This window comes from Streptomyces sp. CA-106110 (assembly GCF_050936285.1).
Lineage (GTDB): Bacteria > Actinomycetota > Actinomycetes > Streptomycetales > Streptomycetaceae > Streptomyces.
This window is the reverse complement of sequence record NZ_JBNJNB010000001.1, coordinates 2817947-2837047: the sequence shown is the minus strand read 5'-3', so window position 1 is coordinate 2837047 and position 19101 is coordinate 2817947. Positions and strand designations below refer to the sequence as shown.

General features: G+C 69.0%; 13 protein-coding genes and 2 pseudogenes. 10 read left to right on the top strand and 5 right to left on the bottom strand.

The window, feature by feature from the left end; genetic code table 11:
• Window positions 1-40: 40 nt before the first annotated feature.
• From ACQEXA_RS13100 to ACQEXA_RS13070, 7 genes are all read left to right on the top strand, one after another.
• A complete protein-coding gene (locus ACQEXA_RS13100; protein WP_433129895.1) occupies window positions 41-2833 on the top strand; it encodes an ATP-binding protein in 2793 nt (930 codons plus the stop codon).
• A gap of 154 nt (window positions 2834-2987) precedes the next feature.
• The gene (locus tag ACQEXA_RS13095) at window positions 2988-3308 is read left to right on the top strand and encodes an SRPBCC family protein (RefSeq protein WP_432934760.1); all 321 of its coding nucleotides are present in this window, start codon (window positions 2988-2990) and stop codon (window positions 3306-3308) included.
• Between the two features lie 514 nt (window positions 3309-3822).
• On the top strand, window positions 3823-5046 hold the full coding sequence (locus ACQEXA_RS13090) for an IS110 family transposase (RefSeq protein ID WP_433128595.1): 1224 nt from the start codon (window positions 3823-3825) through the stop codon (window positions 5044-5046).
• A 379-nt stretch (window positions 5047-5425) separates the two neighbouring features.
• A complete protein-coding gene (gene tnpC / locus ACQEXA_RS13085) occupies window positions 5426-6874 on the top strand; it encodes an IS66 family transposase (RefSeq protein ID WP_432920114.1) in 1449 nt (482 codons plus the stop codon).
• A gap of 271 nt (window positions 6875-7145) precedes the next feature.
• Window positions 7146-7868, top strand: coding sequence for an IS5 family transposase (locus tag ACQEXA_RS13080; RefSeq protein WP_432934761.1), 723 nt, complete (start codon window positions 7146-7148; stop codon window positions 7866-7868).
• 587 nt (window positions 7869-8455) lie between these two features.
• Window positions 8456-9874, top strand: coding sequence for a group II intron reverse transcriptase/maturase (gene ltrA, locus ACQEXA_RS13075; RefSeq protein WP_432930471.1), 1419 nt, complete (start codon window positions 8456-8458; stop codon window positions 9872-9874).
• 145 nt (window positions 9875-10019) lie between these two features.
• Window positions 10020-11312: an IS701 family transposase gene (locus ACQEXA_RS13070; protein ID WP_433134545.1), complete on the top strand. Its 1293-nt coding sequence runs from the start codon at window positions 10020-10022 to the stop codon at window positions 11310-11312.
• A gap of 495 nt (window positions 11313-11807) precedes the next feature.
• Here ACQEXA_RS13070 and ACQEXA_RS13065 read toward each other — a convergent pair whose 3' ends face one another.
• Window positions 11808-12017: a hypothetical protein gene (locus tag ACQEXA_RS13065; RefSeq protein ID WP_432934763.1), complete on the bottom strand. Its 210-nt coding sequence runs from the start codon at window positions 12015-12017 to the stop codon at window positions 11808-11810.
• Between the two features lie 73 nt (window positions 12018-12090).
• Between ACQEXA_RS13065 and tnpC (ACQEXA_RS13060) the strand changes: the two genes are divergently transcribed.
• Together tnpC (ACQEXA_RS13060) and ACQEXA_RS13055 are read left to right on the top strand one after the other, a co-directional pair.
• Window positions 12091-13617 carry an IS66 family transposase gene (gene tnpC, locus ACQEXA_RS13060; protein WP_432926078.1) on the top strand — a complete coding sequence of 509 codons (1527 nt, stop codon included), beginning with the start codon at window positions 12091-12093 and terminating at the stop codon, window positions 13615-13617.
• Between the two features lie 47 nt (window positions 13618-13664).
• A complete protein-coding gene (locus tag ACQEXA_RS13055) occupies window positions 13665-14264 on the top strand; it encodes a reverse transcriptase domain-containing protein (protein ID WP_433129893.1) in 600 nt (199 codons plus the stop codon).
• Between the two features lie 9 nt (window positions 14265-14273).
• On the opposite strand, the gene ACQEXA_RS13050 is transcribed toward ACQEXA_RS13055, so the two are convergent.
• The 4 genes and pseudogenes from ACQEXA_RS13050 to ACQEXA_RS13035 all read right to left on the bottom strand — a co-directional run bounded on the left by ACQEXA_RS13050 (window position 14274) and on the right by ACQEXA_RS13035 (window position 17343).
• Window positions 14274-16493: a recombinase family protein gene (locus ACQEXA_RS13050; RefSeq protein WP_433129891.1), complete on the bottom strand. Its 2220-nt coding sequence runs from the start codon at window positions 16491-16493 to the stop codon at window positions 14274-14276.
• Window positions 16486-16650, bottom strand: coding sequence for a hypothetical protein (locus tag ACQEXA_RS13045; RefSeq protein WP_359412609.1), 165 nt, complete (start codon window positions 16648-16650; stop codon window positions 16486-16488). Before ACQEXA_RS13045 ends, ACQEXA_RS13050 begins: the two co-directional genes overlap by 8 nt.
• Before the next feature lie 163 nt (window positions 16651-16813).
• A pseudogene (locus tag ACQEXA_RS13040) lies at window positions 16814-16954 on the bottom strand (DUF5372 family protein); the annotation flags it as partial.
• Between the two features lie 11 nt (window positions 16955-16965).
• Window positions 16966-17343 (bottom strand): hypothetical protein, encoded by a 378-nt coding sequence (locus ACQEXA_RS13035; RefSeq protein WP_359412606.1) that lies wholly within the window; start codon window positions 17341-17343, stop codon window positions 16966-16968.
• Between the two features lie 529 nt (window positions 17344-17872).
• Between ACQEXA_RS13035 and ACQEXA_RS13030 the strand changes: the two are divergent.
• Window positions 17873-18994 (top strand): annotated as a pseudogene (locus tag ACQEXA_RS13030) (recombinase family protein); the annotation flags it as partial.
• Between the last annotated feature and the right edge of the window lie 107 nt (window positions 18995-19101).

Here is a 19101-nt window from a genome sequence, read left to right as displayed (position 1 = left end):
TTCCGTTGCCCACACAGCCCCACGGAGGAGAAGCCGGCCGATGGACACCACCCCAGCGCATTACTCGCGCCGCCTGATCGGCCGGCAGTACGAACTCGGCTTCATCCGCCGCCTTTTCACCGAGGCATCCGTCAAGGGCGGCGCGCTGGTGGTGACGGGTGACCCGGGCATCGGCAAGTCAGCGTTGCTCGATGCCGTCACGCAGGACGCCCAGCAGCTCGGATGCACCGTGCTGCGAGTGGTCGGCGTCCAGTTCGAGGCCGACATCGGCTACTCGGGCCTCAACCAGCTCCTATTTCCCCTCCTACCTTGCCTCGACAACCTCAGCGAAGCCCACCGCGACGCTCTGCGCGTGGCCACCGGCATCGGCTCCGGTGCCGCTCCCGACCGGCTGCTGGTGTCCACGGCGACCCTGCTCCTGCTGCGCAAGGTCGCGGAGGAAGCCCCTGTCCTATTGGCCGTGGACGACGTCCCCTGGCTGGACCGGTCCACCGCCGTGGTGCTCGGGTTCGTAGTCCGCCGCCTCATCGGCAGCAGAGTCGGATTTGTGGCCACCGCCCGCACGGGCACCGACGGCTACTTCGAACGCGGTGGCCTGCCCGAGCACGTACTCAAGCCCCTCGCGGACGACTCCGCCCACGAACTCCTGCGCACCGTTCATCCACGCCTCGCCACCAGCGTGCGCCGCCGCATCATTGCGGAGGCCCGCGGCAACCCCCTGGCGCTGGTCGAACTGCCCGCGATGCTCTCGGGACCGCAACAGCAGGCCGAGGCCAGCATGCCCTTGATCCTGCCGCTCAACGAGCGCCTGAAAGCCCTGTTCGCAGAGCGGGTCGCGGAGCTCCCGTCGGGCTGCCGCCATGCTCTGCTCCTGGCCGCCCTCGACGGCACGGGCGACCTTTCCGTCATCGAGCAAGGGATCGGGTCTTCCTTCGTGGACGACCTGGGCCCGGCGGAACGATCCCGCGTAGTGATGGTGGACCTCGCCTTGTACCGGCTGGCCTTCTCCCATCCGCTTCTCGCCTCCGCCGTGGTGGAGAGCGCCACCTCCGGTGAGCGTCGGGAAGCACACCGAAGCCTGGCCGCCACCTTGGTCGCACACCCCGAGCGCCGCGCCTGGCACCTCGGGGAAGCCGCCTCCTCAGCCGACGAGGAGGTCGCTAAACTGCTGGAGGCCGCCGCCCAACGCAAGCTGTCCAGGGGCGACGCCACCGGTGCCGTCGCCGCCCTGTCCCGTGCCGCGCGGCTGAGCCCGCTGCCTCAGGACAAGAGCCGCAGGCTGGCCGAGGCCGCCTACATTGGTGCCGACGCCGGGGGAGAACTGCGCAGTGCCTCCGCCCTGCTGGACAGCGCACGGCGCGCGGATCCGGCACTGCGTGGCTCGCTCCTGGCCGCAGCCGCCACAGCGCACCTGCTGATCAACACCGACGGCGACGTCGACACGGCCCACACGCTTTTGCTCGGGGCAGTCGAGGCGCACCTGTCCAGCCCCGAGCCGAACGACGACTTCGCCCTCGGCGAGGCCCTTCACACCCTCCTGCTGCTGTGCTGGTACGGTGGCCGGGCCGAACTGTGGGAGCCGCTCGTCGAGGCCATGGACCAGATGGGAGACGCGGTCCCCGAACTGCTCTGGCTGACCTCCCGCACCTTCGGTGATGCCGCCCGCACCGGAGCCCAGGCCCTCGAGCGCCTGGACCGCGTGCTGCGCGAGTCCTCGGCTGAGACGGACCCCACCCGCGTGATCCGCATGGGCACTGCGTCGGCCTACGTCGACCGGCTCGGCGACCTCCGGGAAGCGTCTTGGCGCGTAATACGGCAAGGACGCCGCGGCGAGAGCCCCGCCCGCCGCCACCTCGGCGCCCTCATGCATCTGTGCGTTGAGTACCTGTTCACGGGCCGCTGGGACGAGGTAGACGGATTCGCTGAAGAAGGACTCAGGATCTGCGAGGAGCAGGAGTACAACTTCTTCGTCTGGTACTTCCGCTACTGCCAAGCCTTCATCGCCGCCGTGCGGGGACAGAACGACACCAGCCGCGTGCTGACCGAGCAGATCAAGCAATGGGCCGCACCTCGCGGCGCCCACGGGGCCGCGCTGTGGGCCGCGCAGGCGCAGGCCCTGTGCGCCCTGGGCTGTGGCGACTTCGAGGAGGCCTACCGCCAGTCCTGCCTGGTCTCCGGGCCCGGAGAGCTGTCACCGTTCGTGCCGCACGCCCTGTGGAACGCCCTCGACCTGGTGGAGTCCGCCATCCGCACCGGCCGCACCGACGAGGCACGCCGCCACGCTCGGGCGGTCAGGGACTCGGATATGCCCGCCCTCTCCCCGCGGCTGCACCTACAGGTGCGCGTGATCGAGGCGATGACCGCCTCCGGGAAGGAGGCCGAGCAGCACTTCGAAGCCGCGCTCGCCGGAGAACAGGCCCGCCGCTGGCCCTTCGAACACGCCCGGACGAAGCTGCTATACGGCGAGTACCTGCGCCGTGCCCGCAACACCGGGGAGGCGCGAGCGCACCTGTCCTCCGCGCTCGCCGCCTTCCGAGGCCTCGGCGCGCTCCCGTGGGCCAACCGGGCGGCCGCCGAGCTGCGGGCTGCGGGCGAGCGCCTGCCCCGGGAGGCGGGGGAGGGCCCCAAGGCACTGCTCACCCCGCAGGAGCTGGAGATCGCGACCTTGGCCGCCACCGGTCTGACCAACAAACAGATCGGCGAACGGCTCTTCCTTTCGCACCGCACCGTCGGCTCCCACCTGTACCAGATCTATCCGAAGCTCGGGATCACCACGCGGGCAGCGCTGCGTGACGCGCTGGCGGACCTCGAAGAGAGCGCGGCGAACGCCTGAGCCATACCCCCGGCGGGTTGGCCGCCATCCGACAGTCAGATGACGGATGCATCGGTCAGCCACAGGCGCGAGTCTTGGGAAAGCGGCTCCTGCCCTTGAGCACGTGAGGCCGCGTTATCAAGACATCGCGGCGCAGCGAGGGGAAGACGATGACATGCCCAGTGATCACAAGGGCCTGACGATTCACTGGCCGTCCGGATTCGCTCCCGACGACGCCGACTATCACTTCCGGGCAAAGACCACCATCAACGCGTCGCCCGAAGCGGCATTCGGCTGTCTGGCGGATCTCAACCGCTGGCCCCTGTGGGTACCGGGCGTCTCGGAGGCCGGCCCGACCATGTCGGGCGGCGTGCTGAGCCTGCAGGAGTCCTTCCGATACCAGCTGTTCGGAGTGGACTTGGAGTGCCTGATCGCGGAATGGCTGCCGGGCAACCGCCTCGGCTGGTCAGGGCTCGGCCCGGGGCTGCACTTCTAGCACGCCTGGACCTTCGAGCCGCAGCAGGAGACGACGATCGTCGCCACCGAGCAGGCGGCGCGCGGCGCCACCGCAGTCACCATGCGCGACTCCCACCCCGAATGGGAGGACTTCTTGCGTTACGGCTGGCTCGACGCCCTCAAGCAGCGGGCGGAGATGAGCTGAGGGCGATCGTGCCGCTCGGTTAACGGTCCCGGAAACAGAACGGCCCCGGCGCCATCCGGTCGCCGAGCCGGGATCGCTCGTGCCCCGTTACCTTTTCCGTGGCCCCGCAATGGGGCGCCTGGCCCCCGGGCCCGGTATGGCTGTTTGCCCCCTGTCGAGGTGATGACCTGGGGGGTGTTGCCGCCGGGCTTTGGGGCACCGCTTGACCGCTGATGAGGGGCCTGACGACCGCCTGGCCCGGTGCAACGCCGGACCGCTTGTGGGCGGGGATGTCTGCGTAACGTGGTTGCCGGCGTGTGGTGCCGCAGGGACGGCCGGGGGGAGCACGAGTGACGAGGGGCACGCGTACATGGTCGACACCGCCGGGATAGATCTCTTCCTCGGCCTGGACCTGGGCAAGGAGTTCCACCACGCCCACGGTCTGACGTGCGAAGGGAAGACCGTCCACGACAAGAGACTGCCGAACACCGAACCGAGGCTGCTGGAGCTGTTCAGCCGGCTGGTGACGAAGTTCGGCACCGTCCTGGTGATCGTGGACCAGGTCGCCAACATTGGCGCGTTGCCGCTGACGGTGGCCCGCGCGGCAGGCTGCCGGGTCGCCTACCTGCCCGGCTTGTCGATGCGCCGGGCCGCCGATCTGCATCCGGGCGAGGCCAAGACCGACGCCCGTGACGCCTACGTGATCGCTGAGACCGCCCGGAGCATGCCGCACACCCTGCGCGCGGTGGACCGTGACGACGAGGCGCTGGCCGAGCTGACCATGCTCACCGGCTACGACAACGACCTGGCCGGCGAGGTCAACCGCACCACGAACCGGCTGCGCGGCCTGCTCTCCCAGATCCATCCTTCCCTTGAACGCGTCCTCGGCCCCCGCCTGGCCTACCCCTACATCCAGGTTCTCCTTCAACGGCACGGATCCCCGTCCAGGCTGAAGAAGCTGGGCCGTGCCCGCTGCGAGGCCCTGCTCAAGGCCCACGGCTCACGCAAGGCCCACCACCTGACCGCAGAGATCTTCGACGCGCTCGCCGAGCAGACCCTTGTCGTTCCGGGCACCGAGGCCAGCGCCGTGATCGTGCCGGGACTCGCCGCCCAGCTCGCCGCCGCCCACACCCAGCGCCGCCAGGCCGAGCAGGAGATCGCCGCCCTGCTGGAGGCCCTCCCTCTTTTCCACCTCCTGACGTCCCTGCCCGGCCTGGGCGTCAGGACCACAGCCGCCGTGATCGTCGCGATCGGTGACGGCACTTCCTTCCCCACCGCCGGACACCTCGCCTCCTACGCCGGACTCGCCCCGGCCACGAAGTCCTCGGGCACCTCCATCCGCGGCGAGCACGCACCCCACCGCGGCAACCGACTCCTCAAACGCGCCCTGTTCCAGGCCGCGTTCGCCGCGATCGGCTGCAAGTCCGACCCGTCCTCCCGGATCTACTACGACCGTCAACGCGCACGCGGCAAGACCCACACCCAGGCGATCCTCCGCCTGGCCCGCCAGCGCGTGAACGTCATCCACGCGATGATCCGCACCGGCGCCCTCTACGAAGCACGCACCCCGGGCGACGTCGGCCTCGCCGCCTGACGACCCCACCGCCCCGCCCTCCAGGCCCCATCACGCCCGCGCACCGGCATGGCCACTCCGGCTCCGCCGGCCACCGGGCTGCCCATCAGCCACCCGATCCACCGGGAACGTCCCGATCCCGCTTCGCGGGACGTTCCCGAAAACCAGGATCAACCCCTGCGAACCGACCCCACCGGGGTTGACGAAACAGATAGGGGCACCCCCCCGCCGCCCGCTGGCCAGAGACCCGGGCGGCGGGGCAGGTCCAGGCCGACCAGCTGGCGCTCAGCGTCGCTCCGGGCGTCGTTTCAGAAGCCGTATCTCTATCGATCGTAACTGGTTTGGTGGTCCTGGCGCACTGAGTTGATCTTGGCGTCCAACTCGTTGATCATTGGATCTCGTGTCCGACACCCCGCCGCTGCCGAGCTACGCGGAACTGATTGCACTCGTTGGCGAGTTGAGGGCCGAGCTGACGGCCGCCCGGGCCGAGATCGCTGAGCTGCGCGCGGAGAACGGTGAGCTGAAGCGGCGTCTGGGGATGAACTCGAAGAACTCCTCCAAGCCGCCGTCCAGCGACGGGCTGGCGAGGCCGACGTCGCTACGTAAGCCCTCGGGCCGAGGCCCGGGCAAGCCCCGCGGCGGCGCCGGGGGCGCGCTGATGCAGGTCGACGAGCCCGACGCGATCGAGGTCCATTCCCCGACCGCCTGCCTGGGCTGCGCGGGTGACCTGACCGGGGCCGAGGTAGTCTCCATCGAGCGGCGGCAGGTCTTCGACCTGCCCGAGATCCGCCTGCGGGTGACCGAGCACCGCATCGAACACCGCCGCTGCGCCTGCGGGCAGGTCAACGCTGCCGCCACCCCTTCCGACGCCCCCGCCGCCCCGGCCCAGTACGGGCCGCGGCTGAAGAGCCTGGCGGTCTACCTGCTCACTCGCCAGCACCTGCCCTACGAGCGGTGCGCCGAACTGCTGGCCGACTGCCTGGACGCGGATGTGGCCACCGCGACTCTGCTCGGGTGGGCCGGGCAGGCCGCCGAGGCAGTCGCCCCGCACACCGAGGCCGTGCGGCAGCAACTCATCGAGTGCGAGGTGGTCGGCTTCGACGAGACCGGCACCCGGATCGCGGGGCGCACCTGCTGGGTACACACCGCCTGCACCCGCTCGCTGACGCTCTACCAGGTCCACACGAAGCGCGGCGTGAAGGCGTTCGAAGCCATGGGCGTCCTACCGCACTTCACCGGCATCGCGGTCCACGACGGCTGGAAGCCCTACAAGACGTACACCGACGCGGTCCACGCCCTATGCAATGCCCACCACCTGCGCGAACTGGCCTCCGTCGTGGACAACGCGCCTGCCGGCCACCCCGAGGACTGGGCCGAAGAGCTGGCCGCGCTGCTGGTGGACACCTGGGACGAGATCAAGAACATCCAGACCGCGCACCCTCACGCCACCGGCTTCACCGTCGACGCCCTCGAACGCCTCACCGCCCGCTACGAGGAGATCATCGCCGCCGGACGGACCCTGCACCCGCCCCGCGCCCCCGGCGAACCACGCCGCAAACGGGACAAGGCCGCGAACCTGCTCGACCGCCTCGACACCGAAAGCCACCAGGTGCTCCGGTTCGCCTTCGACTGGCGGGTGCCCTTCGACAACAACACCAGCGAGCAGGCCATCCGGATGGCCAAGATCCAGCAGAAGATCTCCGGCGGCTGGCGCACGGCACCCGGAGCCGAGCGCTTCTTCGCCGTGCGCGGCTACCTATCTACCGCCGCCAAGCAGGGCCGCAACCTGCTCGACACCATCACCCGACTCTTCGACGGCCGAGGCGCCTGGATCCCCACCCCAGCCTGACCACCAAACCAGTCACTATCGATCATGAGGACGGTTCTGATCGAACACGGTCCTTGGTGGGGTGATCTCGGCCGTGTGGATGCATGAGTACAGGGCCCCTTGGTAGCTCGGGGTTGCGACACCACTCGAGTATCAGGAGGCCCTGTTGTTCCAGTCTTGCGTGCCGGTGCCCGTTTCGTCCAACTCTCGCGTGTCGGAGTGTGATTGCCTCGCGCACCGGTTCGGGAACGCGGCCGACCGCCCGGACAGGGGGCGTCGGTATCCGTCGGACATGACGGATGCGGAGTGGGCTGTGGTGCGGGACGCGATGCCGGTGCCGGCGTGGCTGGAGGGCCGGGGCGGGCAGCCGGAGGGCTACTGCCACCGGCAGATGGTCGACGCGATCCGGTACGTCACCGACAACGGGATCAAGTGGCGCTCCATGCCAGTCGACTTCCCGGCGTGGGACCGCGTGTATGCCTTCTTCCGCAGGTGGCGGGAGAAGGGCCTGGCCAAGGAGTTCCACGACCGTCTTCGCGGCCGCGCCCGCGTGGCCGCAGGACGTGAGGCGGAGCCGACCGCGGCGGTCATCGACTCGCAGTCGGTCAAGGGCGCCGCCTCGGTGCCGGCGGCCTCACGCGGCTACGACGGCGGCAAGAAGATCAACGGCAGGCGCCGGCACGTCGTCACGGACTGTCTCGGCCTGATCCTGATGGTGCTGGTGTGTGCTGCGGACGTCACTGACCGCGAGGCCGCCCGCATCATGCTGCCCGGCCAGCGGGCACGGTTCCGCACGGTCACGCTGGTGTGGGCCGACGGCGGCTACACCGGGCGACTGGTCACCTGGGCGAAGGAGAAACTCCAGCTCACCCTGGAGATCGTGAAACGCAGCGATGACATGACAGGGTTCGTGGTCCTGCCGAGACGGTGGGTGGTGGAGCGGGTGCGCCGTGAAGCGCTTGTTGATCGAGTGGAGGTGAGAGACCGTGCGCCACGAGGCGCTGGTGCGCCGTGAGGCGCGGTGAATCGAAGGAGGTGCGAGACCTCCTCGCCAGGTTGTCGCAGCAGCCTGGTGGGAGCTGAGCGCAGTCCGATCCGGGAGACGCCGGGGAGGGCGGGAAGCAGCGCTGACAAAGCCGGGACTGCTCGGAACTACCAGACGGGCCGGGTCCGGCGAGCGAGATCAGAGGGCGTACGAGAGGAACCAGTGGTAAAGCTCCGTAAGCGTGGCACCGGCTCAAATCTGGTGGATATGGGCCGGGTTGTAGCGCACAGTTCGCTCGTTGAGCGGGCTGACTCCGTAGCCGACTTGGCGTGTCGGTGGGGAGGCCACGGCGAAAGCCTGCGGCGTAACCGTGGCGATGCTGCCGGGGCAAAGCTGGGCGCCGGACTGACCGATCGATTCACCGTGAACACGGGAACCATCTCGCGTTGTTCCCCGGGCCCGGAATCCATCCGGGTTCTTGGGATAGATACGTCGTCTGTCGAAGGCGCGGGATGGGGCGGAGGCCCCGTAGTAGTCCGAGCGGACGAGAGGTCCGCGCATGGCGAAGGGGGCCAGCAAGTCGGCAATAAGGATGCTGGAATGCCGGGAGGCCGTTGGTGAATACCGACGAACTGGAATACGTCTTACTCAAGGCGGAACGCCGGGTACTGGAAATCCAGACCAAGCTGCACCGTTGGGCCAGTGATGACCCTCATCGCAGGTTCGATGATCTGTACAACCTCGCCGCGGACCCGGGCTTCCTGCTGGTGGCCTGGGATCGGGTGCGGAATAACAAGGGCGCGCGCACGGCGGGAGTGGACGGCGAGACCGCCTACTACATCGAGTCCGTGCGGGGGCTGGAGGGGTTCCTTTCGGAACTGCGAGATGATCTCAAAGCCCGCACCTTCCGGCCCCTCCCGGCTCGGCGACGCGCGATTCCCAAGGCTGGCGGCAAGGTCCGCTACTTGGGGGTCGCGACCATCCGAGACCGGGTAGTCCAGGCGTCCGTGAAACTGGTGTTGGAGCCGATTTTCGAGGCGGATTTCCTCCCGTGTTCCTACGGATTCCGTCCGAATCGCCGGGCTCACGACGCAGTGGCCGAGGTGCACCATTTCGCATCCCGCTCGTATGAGTGGATTGTTGAAGGTGACATCAAAGCCTGCTTCGACGAAATCTCGCACACCGCTCTTATGGGCCGGGTGCGGGAACGGGTCGGAGACAAACGTGTCTTGGATCTGGTGAAGGCATTTCTGAAGGCTGGCATCCTCGATGAGGACGGCACGCTGGTGGATACCAACGCTGGGACTCCGCAAGGGTCGATTCTTTCGCCGTTGCTGAGCAATGTGGCTCTCTCGGTCCTGGACGAGCATATCGCCCAAGGGCCGGGCGGCCCCGGAGCCAGCCCGTATGGAAGGGCCAAGCGACGCCGTCAAGGTCTGCCCAACTACCGTCTCGTGCGGTATGCGGACGACTGGTGCCTGCTCGTGTCGGGCACCAAGGCACACGCTGAAGCCCTGCGGGAAGAAATCGCCGGGGTCCTGTCCACGATGGGCTTACGCCTGTCGCCGGAGAAGACCCTGATTACCCATATCGACGAGGGCCTCGTCTTCCTCGGCTGGCGCATCCAGCGCCACCAGAAGCGAGGCACCGGCAAACAGTACGTCTACGTCTATCCAGCCAAGAAGGCCCTGGTGGCCGTCATGGCCAAGGTGAAGACGATATGCCGGCGGAGCACGAACCTGTCGCTCGAAGACCTGCTGCGTCAGCTCAACCGGATGCTGCGGGGCTGGACCGCGTACTTCAAGTACGGGTGCTCGAACGCGACTTTCAGCTATCTGAGGGCCTATCTCTGGAAGGAGATCATCAGATGGCAGGAGCGCAAGCATCGGCGCGTTCCTTGGAAGGTACTACGCCGACGCTACGGCATCTGGCCCGCCGAGGGCGGGAAGGAATTGTTCGATCCGGCAAGAGTGAGCGCAAAGCGCTACTACTACCGGGGAACACGCATCCCGACACTGTGGCCGAGCACAGCATGAAGTGAACACCGACCCACGGGACTTGTGGAGAGCCCGGTGCGCTTAGTACTCCAGCTGTAGATCGTGATCTTGCTGGTGGGGCCGGTGCGGAGACGGGTGCGGCCACCGTTGATCATCGTGAGTTGTGTGGACTTACGAAGAGACGGTGGCCGCAGGTCACAGCATAGATCCCGCGCGTTGGCGGGAGGCGTTCGAGGGTCTGTTGGGGCGGATCGCGGGCCGGTTCAAGCGGGTTGAGCCCCGGCGCCGGGCCGAGCGGCTCGTGCTCGGGCTGCTGTCGGACCTGCCGAGAAAGAACTGCTGGACGATCGCGGAGTGGGCCGGGGAGGCCGGCCCGCACGGCATGCAGCATCTGCTGTGCCGGGCCGTTTGGGATGCCGATGCCGTCCGTGACGACGTGCGCGAATACGTGGTCGAGCACCTCGGCGACGAGGCCGCGGTGCTGGTCGTGGACGAGACCGGGGACGTGAAGAAGGGCACCCACACCGTCGGTGTCCAGCGCCAGTACACCGGAACGGCCGGGCGGATCGAGAACTCCCAGGTCGCGGTCTACCTCATCTACGCGGGCGAACGGGGGCATGCGGCGGTGGACCGGGAGCTGTACATCCCGCGCTCTTGGACGTGCGACCCGGATCGTTGCCGGGCAGCGGGGCTCGACGAGGACACCGTTTTCGCGACCAAGCCGGAACTGGCCCGCACGATGATCGAACGGTTCCTGGACGCCGGACACCGCGTCGGCTGGATCACGGGGGATGAGGTCTACGGCGGCAATCCGAAGCTGCGGGCGGCTTTGGAGGAGCGCGGTATCGGCTATGTCCTCGCGGTGGCCTGCTCGGCCGAAGTGACCACCGGCGCGGGCACGTTCCGCGCTGACGCCCTGGCGCGGAAGGTGCCGAAGCGGGCCTGGCAGAAGCTGTCGGCCGGGCCCGGTGCGAAGGGGCAGCGGTTCTACGACTGGGCCGTCATCGACCTCGTCGAGGCGGCACCAGGCAGCCGCCAGCTGTTGATCCGCCGCAACCGCACCACCGGTGAACTCGCCTACTACCGCTGCTATTGCACCGAGTCGGCGCCACTGGCCGCCCTGGTCAGGGTCGCCGGCTCCAGGTGGCGTGTGGAAGAGACCTTCCAGACCGAGAAGGGGCTGGCGGGACTCGATGAGCACCAGGTCCGCCGCTACCCCTCCTGGGCCCGCTGGGTCACCCTGGCCATGCTCGCCCATGCCTTCCTTGCTGTCGTCCGCGCCGACGAACACGCCCGCCGTTCCGGGCCCGCCGACCTGGTCCCGCTGTCCTGCAACGAGATCCAGCGCCTATTCATCGTCGCCGTCCAGCCCCTGCACGACATGGCCCACCGACTCGGCTGGTCCGACTGGCGACGCCGCCATCAGCAGCGATCACGCACCAGCCATTACCGGCGACAAGCCGCGTCCCAGACATGAAGATCACGATGTACAGCTGGAGTATTAGCGGTGCACGCCGGGTTCGGGAGGCGACCCGGAGAAACGGGCTGGTCGTGAGGCCAGTACCGCGCTCCGGGTCGACCTCACTGATCCGCGTGCGGGTGTGAGACCCGCACCGTCGTCCCGTCGCAGCGGGACGGCAGAAGCAGGGGGTAGCTGGGCCTGGGGAGTCGGCCGGGTCTGGTGGAGAGCAGCCCCGACAACGACGGGACGCACCGGAACTACCGGACGGTGCGGGTCCGGCAAGCGAGACGGGAAGGTGGACGCGAGGAACCAGCGGTGTAAAGCCCCTCAAGACCTCCGCCAGCTCAAACCCGGTGGATCTGGGCTGGATCGCGGTGCGCACTGCTCCCCTATGGGCAGGAACTCCTGGATCGGATTGATCTTGCCGATCGGGAGGCCACGGTGAAGGACTGCGGCGTAACCGTGGCGATGCCGCAGGGGCAAAGCTGGCCGCCTCACCCGACGAGCGGATCACAGTGAACGTGGGAACCACTCCGGAGCCCTCGTCTTGGCGCGCTCCCCAGGCGCGTCGGGCGGGAAGGCGCGACGTCCGCCGACGGCCCGGGGTGGGGCGGAGGGCTGGTAGTAGTCCGGGGGCGGGAAAGCCGTCCACATGGCGAAGCAGCCCAGCGGATTCAGGTAGTTGAGGAACTGCAAGGGACGGAGACGCTGGGTAAGCATTCACGTGGTCTGTCCGCTGGTGGCGAGTTGACGATGTGACAGGCCGTCGTGGTCTCTGGCACGCTGCGGGATCGTGTCTGTTGCTGCCGAGTCCGCCGCGTCGCGTGAGGACCTCCTCGCGCTGATTGCGCTGCTGCGCGAGCAGAACGTGGCGCTGGCCGAGCGGTGTGCACTGCTCGAAGAGCGGAACACTGTGCTGGAGACGCGGGCCGCACTGCTGGAGGACCAGAACGCGCAGCTCGCTGCCGCCAACGAGCGCCTGACGAAGCGGGTCGTGGAGTTGGAACGGCGGTTGAACCGCAACTCGGGCAACTCCAACTTCCCGCCCTCGCAGGACGTGTTCGGTCTGCCGAAGGACGACAAGCCCGAGGCGCAGCCGAAGGGCCAGGCCCGGCGGGGCAGGCGCAAGGGCGCGCCCGGTGCGGGGTTGGGCATGGTCGAGAATCCGGACCAGGTCGAGAACCATCGCCCGCGTGCCTGCGCGGACTGCGGCAGCCACTTGCGCGGCGCGCCCTCAGTCGGCTTCGCTCGCCGTCAGGTCAGCGACATCCCCCTGGTCACGGTGAAGGTCACCGAGTACCGGCTGCACAAGGTCCGCTGCGGCTGCGGGCACACCACCACAGCCGAGGCACCCGACCACCTGGCGGGCTCGCCCGCGTCCTACGGCCCGAACCTGCGCGCACTGGCGGTCTACCTGGTCGTCTTTCACCACGTCCCCGTCGAGCGGACCGCCCGGCTGATAGCCGACCTGACCGGCGCCGCGGTGTCCACCGGCTGGGTCAGCGGTATGGTCGCCGAGGCCGCCGAACTGACCGGCGACTCGCTGAACCTCATCAAAACCCTGCTGATGCTCGGCCACATCTTGCACGCGGACGAGACCACCACCCGGATCGGCGCCAAGCGCCGCTGGCTGCATGTGGCCTGTACCGAGCAACTGACCCACCTGGCCCTGGCGCCGCGCTCGCGTGAGGGCGCCAACTCCCTGGGCATCCTGCCGGGTTTCCGCGGCACGCTGGTCCACGACTCGCTCTCGCTCTACGCCGGCTACCCGGACGCGGACCACCAGTTGTGCGGCGCGCACCTGATCCGCGAGCTGACCGCCGCCGAGCAAGACCATCCCAAGCAGAAGTGGCACCAGCAGATCCACTGGGCCCTGGCGGGCCTGAACCGCCAGGCCCGGCGCGTCAGGGACGGCGAGAGAGCCGAGATCGGCCCCACCTCGCTGCTGTTCTACCAGCAGCACTACCACCGAGGCGTCACCGCCGGACTCGCGCTCCACCCCAGAGCCCCCGGCCGCAAGCAGTCCCCGGCCCGCAACCTGCTGGAACGGCTCCGCGACCAGGCGAACAACGTGCTCCGCTTCGCCGACCACCCCCGACACGTGCCCTTCACCAACAACACCGGCGAGAGAGCACTGCGACCGGTCAAGACCCAGGTCAAGATCTCCGGTTGCCACCAGTCCGAACACGGTGCCGCGGCCTGGCTCGCCGTGCGCTCATACCTCGACTCCGCCCGCAAGCACGGCCTGAACCCCTTCGACGCCATCCGCCGCGCCTTCACCGGCAACCTCTGGATGCCACCCATCGCCCTGGCCACCTGACCAGCAGATATCACACAGCGTCAAATGTCGACAGGCATTCCTTGTGAATGCTTACGACGCTGGTGAATACCGGTGAGCTGTGGCCCGACCCCGATGGGGCCTGGCTGCGGGTACGACGGATGCAGACCAAGCTGCACCAATGGGCGGTCGATGATCCCGACCGCAGGTTCGATGATCTCTACAACCTTGTCCATCACCCCGACTTCCTCACCGTTGCGTGGGAGAGGGTGAGGGGCAACAAGGGGGCACGCACCGCCGGCGTGGACCGGGTCATCCCGGCCTTCATCGCCGACGACGCCGACATCGTGGCCTTCCTGAAGAACACGCGGGAGCAGTTGAAGGCCCGCACGTTCACTCCGCTGCCGGTGCGGGAACGGATGATCCCCAAGCCGGGCGGCGGGGGAAAGCTCAGGACGCTGGGGATTCCCACCGCGATGGACAGGCTCGTGCAAGCCGCTCTCGTGCTGGTCCTGGAGCCGATCTTCGAGGCGTCCTTCAAGCCGGTCAGCTACGGCTTTCGCCCAGAACGACGGGCCCATGACGCCATCGCCGAGGTGCACCACTTCGGCTCTAAGGGATACCACTGGGTGCTGGATGCGGACATCGAGGCGTGCTTTGACGCATCGTCACACTGCTCCTTGTGCTGATTGTGGGGGTCAGAACAGGCTGTTCTGAGGGGTCGGGGGCTCGATACGCAGGCCTTTTCTGCGTCCGGTGCGGACGTGGACGGCCTTCAGTTCGCCGTGCTTGACACGCTGCAACAGGGTCTGGCGGGAGACGCCGTAGGCGAGGGTGGCCTCGAGCATGGCGAGCCAGCCGTCGGGGGCGTCCTCGACGAATAGGGCACGGAGTTCGTCGGTGAGGCGGATGCGCCAGGGGGCGCCGGGGGTGTCCTGCTCGCCGGCGATGAAGCCGTCGCCCAGCCAGCGATGCAGGGTGGAGGGCGCGAGACCGAGTCGGTCGGCGGCCTGGGCCACGGTGACCAGCTCTCCTTCCTGCGGCTTGTCGCTCTTGGTGTGGCAGGGGATGCCCCAGTGGTGCCGTAGTGATTGGACTCTACTGGCCGTGTATGACAATCCCCGGGCGGTGCGCCGACCTTGGCGGTTGAGGATCCCGGCGATCTGGGCGTCCGGGTAGTGCACCGCCAGGCGGCGGATGAGGTCGACGGTGTCCTCGTCGGTGCGGATCTTCGGCTGCGGTCGGCGGATCGGCACCACCAGTTTGCTGATCGCGCCGCCTTTCCAGCGCATGACTGCCTCGGCGCGCGGGTCGGAGTCGTCGCGGTGGACGGTGAGGGTGACGTCCTCGAGCAGGGTGTGCAGCAGCTGCTTGCGGTCCTTGTCGGTGGTGGTCTCGGCGGTCCAGACCGGGTGGAGGTCGTCGGCGAGGGCGAGCACCGTGGCGCGCTCGGCCGCGGTGAGGGCGGTGGGCCGGCGGCGATCGCGGCGGGCGAGCTCGGCCTCGGCGGCGGCCAGGGCCGTGAGCGTCTTCTCCCAGTCGGCCTCCAGGCCGCGGGCGACCAGGCGGTTGTCCGGGTCGACGGCTCGGTAGCGGCGCTCGGCGCGCAAGGCGTCGTAGCGGGCGCGCTCGACCTCGCGCCGGTATTGGGCAAGCGCCGTGTCGTGGTCGGCTTCGAGTTGGTCGGCAGCCTTGAGGCAGGCTTCCAGGGCGGCGGGGGTGAGCGCGGCCAGGAACGCGGCGGCCACCGCGGCGTCGATGGCCTGCCCGCCGACCTGCAGGTGGCGCGTGCCGCGGCCGTCGACCAGCTGTCCGGATCCGGTGCAGTAGTAGCCGGGGGTGGCCTTGGCAGGGCCCTGGTAGAAGACGGCGAGTTTGCGCCCGCAGATGCCGCAGACGGCCAGGCCCTGCAGCAGCGCGCACCCCTCACGGACCGCGCCGGTACCGGGCTCGTGACGCCGCGGGCGGGTGTTTGCACTGATTTTCTCCTGGTTGGCCAGGTAGTCCTCCCAGGTGATGAAGCCCTCGTGGTGGTCCTCGATCAGGACCTGCCACTGGTCGCGGGGCAGGACGCGGCGGTGGGTGCGCACGGTGCCGTCGGTGTCGAGGCGGCGTTCGAAGCGGGTGCGGCCGTAGACGTAGGCACCGGCGTAGGCGGGGTGGGTGAGCGTGTTGTGCACCGCGTGGTAGGTCGGCTCGACCCAGACGATCTCGGTGCCGTTGACGTACCCGGTCGGCTGCAGCGGCCACTTCAGGCCCTGCTCGCGCAACCACAGCCACACCCCGCGCGCTGAGCCGCAGGCGGCGAAGTGTTCGAAGACCGCGCGGATCACGCCGACCACGGCCTCGTCGGGATGGAAGAGGATCTCGCCATCGGCTTCGCCCCAGACCAGACCGACGGGAAGGCCGCGTCGCAGTTCCCCGCGGGCGGCCTTGTTGCGCACCCCGCCGTCGAGGCGGGCCCGCAGAATGTGCAGCTCAGCTTCGGCCATGGTCCCCTTCATGCCCAGCACGAGGCGGTCGTCGAACCGGCGCGGGTGGTAGACGCCGTCCGCGTCGGCGACCAGCGTGTCGGTCATCGCCGCGAGGTCGAGCAGCCGGTACCAGTCCGCATTATTGCGGGCCAGCCGGCTCACCTCGAGCGCGAGGATGATCCCGACCTGGCCCAGGCCGACCCGGGCGGCCAGCCCGGCGAACCCGGACCGCCCCAGGGCACTGGCGCCGGAGATGCCCTGGTCCTCATCGACGACGCTGACCTGCGCACGGGACCACCCGAGCGCCACCGCACGCTGGCCCAGATCGTACTGGCGGGCCGTGGACTCCCTGTTGCGTTCCAACTGAAGCAGAGTGGACTGGCGCACGTAGACGATCGCCGCTCTTTGTCGATGGGACGCGGTGACTTTACTGTGCTCACTCATCGTCAGCCTCCGTTCGGCGTGCGGCGGTCATCTTGGCGATGAGATGGGCCAGCTGGGTGACGGCCTCTTGCAGCTGGGGCTGCGGGAGTCGGCCGATCACTTGGTTCTGCGGCGGGGATACCTGCTCGGGGAGCAGACTGAGTTGGACAGGCTGCACGGTCGTCCTCCTTGCACGGTGACTGCCGTGCAGCCTGCTCCCGCCCAGCGATCGCCCGGGCGAGAAGCGAGGAAACCAGCCCGTGCGCCTCCAACAGCTTGACCGACGAGGCAAGTTGCCTGATGCGATCGTCTCCGGCGCCGGTGGCTTCTTCCCTGTCCTGAGGGAAGTCAGTCCAGGCGGCCGGGATGAGCGACTTGCTCCCGTCCGGCAGGACCAGCAGCAGCTCCAGCCGTCCCCGGCAGTGCATCTGGCCGAGTACCTGAAGGCTGCGGCCCTTGAGCGGGTGGTGGTCCCTGACCACCTGCACGGACCTCACCGCGCACCACCGTCTCGCAAGGGCAGAGCGACCTCCGCACAGCCGCCGGCGCGCAGCACGGCGCGGGCCACCAGTACCACGGTGGGTGCGTCCACGCTGGTCAACACGGTGCCCAGGTCAACGGGGACGCCCTCGACCAGGCTCGCGCACAGCCGCAGCACCTGGCCCTCGCCGGTGGAGCAGGCCAGCCGCCCGCGCTTCAGACAGGCTGCCACCCGCGACCAGTCGACGAACGCCATCGGCGTCCCGTCCGCAGCAGGGACGATCTCGACGAAGTCCGCGATGAAGTCGTCGCGGCGCAGCCACCGTTCCTGGCCAATCAGCAACTCGACGGCCGCCACCGCGCAGTACAACCCCGCGGCCCCAGCGCGCAACGCGGCCGCGAGGTCCTCGATGCGGGTAGTAAGTCCGGGCTTCGTTCGACAACATCGCGCACTCCGCTCTCCTTGAGCGGATGCGCCGACGAGTCGAAGACAAGCGGGTTCTCGCCCTGGTCAAGGCATTCCTGAAGGCGGGCATCATGTCCGCCGACGGCGAGACCAGGGACACGAACACCGGCACACCCCAAGGCGGCATCGCTACGCCCCCAACGCAATGGGCAACTTCTGCTTCGAGGTCACGCTGAGTTACCGGCGGGTGGAGCGGCCGCGGCGGGGCGGGGGCGGTTGAGATGGCCGGCGGTACGGTCGGCTCATGGCCAGTGGTCTCGGTGCCGGCGGCCAGAGCCCTCCCCGGTGGGCCGAGGCGACAGCCCGGCGAGTACGGCGATGAACGGGGCGAAGGTCGAGACCGCGTGCGTCTTCGACCGCCTGGCGGCCGCGGACCTCTCGGCAGCCTACGCCATCTTGGTACCTCCGCGGCGGGCCCGCGTGCGGCGGGCCGGCCAGGAAGGAGCGCCGCATCATGACGAGCGCGGCGATCTACGCCCGGGTCTCCTCGGCCCGGCAACGGCAGGATCAGACGATCGGGTCGCAGACGGCGGCGCTGCGCGCGCACGCCGCGAAGCTGCGGCTTGAGCTGCCCGAGGAGTGGGTCTTCGAGGACGAGGGGCACTCCGGGGCCACCTTGATGCGGCCCGGACTGGAACGGCTGCGGGACCTGGTCGCGCAGGTCGGGGTGGACGTGGTGCTGTGCTACGCGCCGGACCGCCTGGCCCGCAAGTTCGCCTACCAGGCCCTGCTGATCGAGGAGTTCGCCCGCGCGGGCACCCGGGTGGAGTTCCTGCGCGGCCCGCGCGGCGACAGCCCCGAGGACCAGCTCCTCATCCAGTTCCAGGGCATGTTCGCCGAGTACGAAAAGGCCCAGCTGATGGAGCGCTACCGGCGGGGAAAGGCCTACCGGGCCCGGGCCGGCTCCATCAACGTCCTCGGCGGTGCCCCGTTCGGCTACCGCTACCGGCGCAAGAGTCCGGAGTGCGGGGCCACCTACGAGATCGTGGAGAGCCAGGCCGCACTGGTCGCGGAGCTGTTCCGCCGCTACACCGACGAGGGCGCCTCCATCGCGGAGCTGACCCGCTGGCTCACCGAGTCCGGCACCCGCACCCGCACCGGCAAGACACGCTGGGACCGCAGCGTGGTCTGGGGCATGCTCCGCAACCCCGCCTACGCGAGCACCGCCGCCTTCGGCAAGACCCAGGCCGTCCACGAACCGGCGGGCCTGAACCGCCGGGCCCGCCTGGAAGGCCGCACCACCCCCAGCCCGGTCAAGGCCGTCGCCCGCCCGCCCGAGGAATGGATCACCATCCCCGTCCCCGCCATCATCAGCCCCGCCACCTTCCAGCGGGCCGCCCAGCGCCTGACGGACAACAAGAAATTCGCCTCCCGCAACAGCAAGGACCCCTCCCTGCTGCAGGGCATGATCGCCTGCGCGAGCTGCGGGTACGGCTACTACCGCAGCCACACCACGACGACCGCCAAGAACAAGATCTACTACTACCGGTGCCTGGGCTCCGACGACTACCGCCACGAAGGGGGCCGCGTCTGCGCCGGCAAGCCGGTCCGCGCCGACTACCTCGACGCGGTCGTCTGGGACCACATCACCGCCCTGCTCGCCGACCCCGCCCTGATCCGCGCCGAGATCGACCAGCGCCTGGCACAGGCCCGCGCCGGCGACCCGGCCACCCGCCAACGGCA